Annotated in this window: 3 protein-coding genes; all 3 read right to left on the bottom strand. The window is 64.4% G+C overall.

Going from position 1 to position 4527, the window contains the following annotated elements; genetic code table 11:
- A partial coding sequence (locus AC067Z_RS38555) for a type I restriction endonuclease (protein ID WP_478794305.1) occupies positions 1–2009 on the bottom strand: 2009 nt, incomplete at its 3' end.
- Positions 2006–2899, bottom strand: coding sequence for a restriction endonuclease subunit S domain-containing protein (locus tag AC067Z_RS38550; RefSeq protein ID WP_478794304.1), 894 nt, complete (start codon positions 2897–2899; stop codon positions 2006–2008). The genes AC067Z_RS38550 and AC067Z_RS38555, both read right to left, overlap by 4 nt.
- Positions 2900–3270: 371 nt before the next feature.
- Positions 3271–4527 (bottom strand): HsdM family class I SAM-dependent methyltransferase (locus tag AC067Z_RS38545; RefSeq protein ID WP_478794303.1); only part of this gene is annotated, 1257 nt, incomplete at its 5' end.

Here is a 4527-nt window from a genome sequence, read left to right as displayed (position 1 = left end):
TCCTTGACCTCGGTGGTCTCCTCGCCGTCGATGGTGAGGGTGCCGGAGATCGCGACGAGCACGCCCAGGTCCGGGTACTTGGTGTCGTACTCGCGATCGGCGATATAGCCGCGGATGGCGCGGGCCATCTGGACGGCGGAGTGACGGGAGGCCGTGACCACCATCGCCTTGGCCCGTCCGCCGAGCCGGCCGCGGGTGTGGTGGACGAAGTGCTCGACGATCACCTGGGCGTGCTGCGACACCGTGTGCTCGTGCATGAGCGCGAACCGGGCGAGCAGGCTGTTCGCCTTGGAGGGGTCGACCTCCTTCTCGTCGCGGTTGAGGTTCGCGAGCTTCCAATAGGTGTTGTAGGTGACGTAGTTGCGCAGCGGGTCGAGGATGAAGCCTTCCTCGATGGCCTGGCGCATGGAGTAGGTGTGGAAGGGGCGGTAGACGGTCTTGCCGTTCTCGACGCCGTCCGTGCCGAAGAGTTCGAGGGTCTTGGACTTGGGCGTGGCGGTGAAGGCGAAGTAGGAGAGGTTGGTGGCGCGGGAGCGCGCGACCGCCTTCGCCTTGAGCTGGTCGTCCACAGTGACCGTGGTCGCGCCCTCGTCGTCCGAGTCGGCGTCCAGGCCGAGGTCCCGCAGGGCGGACTTCACGGCGGTGGTGGCGTTGCCGGACTGGGAGGAGTGCGCCTCGTCGACGATGATTGCGAAGCGGGTGCCCTTGATCTCGGTGGGGTTGCGCTTCATGTACTCCAGCAGCGCCGGGAACGAGTGCAGGGTGACGGTGACGATCTTCCCGGTGTCCCGGGAGAGCGCTCGGGCGAGCTGCTCGCTTTTGGCGCCGTGCTTCTCGTCGACCTGGACGACCAGGCCGTCGGTCTGACTGAAGCTGCCCACGGTCGCCGCGAGTTGGGCGTCCAGCGCGCGGCGGTCCGTGATGACGATGACCTTGTCGAAGACGGGTTCACTGGGCTTGATGCGGCCGTCGGCCAGAGCGTCGGGCCTGAGAACGGCCGGGTCGGGGCGGGCGTGCAGGTCGCTGAGACGGTGGGCCAGCCAGCCGATGGTGTTCGACTTGCCCGAGCCTGCGGAGGCCATGACCAGGTAGTTCTGGCCGGCGCCGTGGACGGACGCGTGCGCGGTGAGCTTCTTGACCACGTCCCACTGGTGGAAGCGCGGGAAGATCGTCTTCTTGGTGGTGCCTCCGCCGGGCGTCTTCTCCTTCTGCTGGTGCACGAAACGCTGGAGGAGGTCGAGCCAGTTGTCCCGCTGCCAGACCTGTTCCCATAGGTAGGACGTGGCGTACGTGCCATGGGCGGTGGGGGCAGGGTTGCCAGATCCGCCGGGCTGGCCGGGGCCGTTCGAGCCGGTGTTGAAGGGCAGGAACTGGGTGTTCTTGCCGCGCAGTTGCGTGGTGACGAAGACGAGGTCCGGGTCGACGGCGAAGTTCGCGATGACGCGCCGCGTGAAGATCAGCTCGGTCGGGTCCCGGTCGGTCCGGTACTGCTCCTTGGCCTGCTCGACCCCCTGCCCAGTGAGCGGGTTCTTCAACTCGGCCGTGGCGACCGGGATGCCGTTGAGGAACAGGGTGAGGTCGAGGCGGTGGCCCCAGTCGGCCTGTTTGGTGGCGTAGGGGAGTTCGCGTACGACGGTGAGGCGATTGGCCCGGTAGCCGTCGAGAACGGAGTCGGCGGAGATGAGGTTGGGCTTGAAGTAGGCGACGCGGAGCCGGACCCCGCGGTCCTTGACGCCGTTGCGGAGGACGTGGAGCAGCCCGTCGTCGGCGATGGCCCGATCGAGGCGCTGGGCGAATCCGCGCTGGGCCTCGTTGGGATTGCCGCCGTAAACGGTGAGCAGTTCGTGCCACTCGTCGGGCTGCGTGGCGCCGATGAAGGTGAACAACTCGTTGGTGTCGAGCCCGAGGTCGGCCTGGTAGTCCTCGGGGTTCGCCTCGCGCCAGCCGCGCTCGCAGAGCGCGGCGACGATGGCGGAACCGAAGGACGACTCGTCGTGCACGGGGCTCATACGAATACTCCTTCGGTCACGTTGCGTCCGCTTGCGGTAGTTACGTCGAACTTGCCGGTTACGGCGGCGGTGATGAGGGCTTGGCGGCGTTCCTTGAGCGTGGCGATCTGTTGACCGATAACTTGGCGAAATTTCTGCGTTCGAGCAATGCCGCGCTCGATTTCCTGTACAACTGCGGCCTGTTGTTTATGGCTGGAACGGGGGATTGGCCAGGATTTGATGTCCTCGCCGCGCAGCTTCACCATTGACTGCGACGATCCACGAGCAACCGCTTCCACCAAGGAACGCGTCCGGCCACTCAAAGCTACATGCATCAGGAATTCCGAACTCATCGCGCCGGTCAACCGGAGGCGGTAGATCAGGTCGGGAAGCAGGAGCCGGGATGAATCTCCAATGACAACGGCCGCATCGCCTACCAGATTCGGCGTGTTGGCCCGCGTGATCAGCAGATTCCCAGGCCGGATGGCAAAATCTTGGACTGGGGAAACGTCATCCGGTAGCCGCTTGTTTTCAGATGGATTGAAAACCCCTCGCTTTACAGCGCTCAGCTTCAGGACGCCCCATTCGCCCGTCTCTCTGGGTGTAGCATCGCACTGGGGGCTTGCCCCTTGCTCAATCCCCAATACGACTCGTCTCAGCGGTAGTTCGCCTTCGGTTGCGAACTGTTTGTCGATCAGGCTATCGCGCAACGCATTGTCGCGTTCAATCGATAGGCTGGTCAATTTCTGCCGTAGGGAAATTAGTCCGTCTAGACGGGAGATTTCGGCGTTGAGATAGTTGGCGATGCGGCGCTGCTCATCCAAGGGCGGCAGGAGCAGTGGTAGCTTGCGCAGTTGTTCCCAGGGTGTATCGAACTGCGATGGTGGCATCCATTTCGAGATGCGGGTCAACTCAGCCAGGTAGGGGCCAGACCGGAGTAGGTGATGGAGGAACTGAGGGTCCGTGGAAGCCCTAGGGCGGCAGACGAAATAGGCAGGGCTTACAATGCCCTCGTGCCTAGACACGCCAAGCCCGCCTTGCCACGTGCGGAGTTTATTAAAAACGATGTCGTTAGGGCGCACCACCAGGTAGCGGGAGAGGTCTTCCCCTAGTTGGTTGTGGTTATCCTCTCTCGAACTGCGGGGCACAACCCCCGCATCGAGGAAGACCGACAAGGCTGGAAGGTCCGGTCGCCCAATCTCTTTGATCCGGGGTGCAACCGCCCAAAGGTCCTGCCAGCCCCAGTGAGCCGGCACGGAAAGGCTGCTCAGCGCTCCGCGAGTCATTCCGTCACCTCCCCAAGAAGGCCTTGGATCTCAGCCTCGAGTGCCTTCAGGTCGGCGTCGATCTCCGCCAACGGCCGAGGCGGCTTGTACACATAGAAGTGCCGAGTGAACGGAATCTCGTACCCGACCTTCGTCTTGCTGTAGTCGATCCACGCGTCCGGCACATGCGGGTGGACCTCCCGCGCCAGGTACTCCTCGACGTCCTCGCCAAGCGGAACGTTCTCGTAGTCTCGGAGCTCCGCATCCGGCTCGGGCTGTCCCTTGACGAGCTGGACCTCGCCCTCCGGGTCCCGGACGCCGATCACCTCGCGCAGTGCCTTGTTAAATGGCGCCCCAGTGGGCCACGTCCCGCCGGCCTGGACCACTGCGTCCTTGAGGGAGAGCCATGCCTCCTGCTTCGTCGCCCAGCTCGTGCCCATCAGGGACTTGGCCGCGTCCGCCAGGGCTGGGGCCTGCGGCAGCTTCTGAATGACCTTGGACGCCTCCAGCGCCGTCAGCGTCTCCTCCGTCACCTCGAAGCGCAGCTTCAGCGGCCGCTCCACAGTGATCCGCTGGTACCCGAAGTCCTCGTTCCAGAAGACCTTCACCTTGCCGTGCAGCGGGTGCTCCGCGTCACCCGCAACCGCCAAGGCCTCCCCGTACAGCTTAACGACCTCGGCGATGTGCTCCTTGCTCAGAGCCTTCCGCTTGTCGCCCAGCGACTTCCGCATCTTCTGCCACTGGTCCCGCGCGTCGAGCAGCACGACCTTGCCCTTGTGGTCCGGGCTCTTCCTGTTCGTCAGGATCCAGAAGTACGTGGAGATACCGGTGTTGTAGAACAGCTGGTCCGGCAGCGCGACGATGCCCTCCAGCCAGTCGTTCTCCAGGATCCAGCGCCGGATCTCCGACTCACCCGAGCCCGCCGCGCCCGTGAACAGCGGCGAGCCGTTGAAGACGATCGCGAGCCGCGAACCGCCCCCGCCGTTCACGTCCACCGGCTTCATCTTCGAGATCATGTGCTGGAGGAACAGCAGTGACCCGTCGTTGATCCGCGGCAGCCCCGCCCCGAATCGGCCGGCCTCACCCAGCGCCTTGTGCTCGTGCTCGACCTCGTCCTTGACCTTCTTCCACTCCACGCCGAACGGTGGGTTCGCCAGCATGTAGTCGAAGGACTTCCGCGCGTGCCCGTCGTCGGAGAAGGAGTTGCCGAAGGCGATGTTCTCCGGGTCCTGGCCCTTGATCATCAGGTCGGACCGGCAGATCGCCCACGACTC

Source organism: Streptomyces sp. NPDC043812, assembly GCF_056436245.1.
Note: the sequence above shows the minus strand (reverse complement) of the source record. Positions and strands in the feature narration are given on the sequence as shown.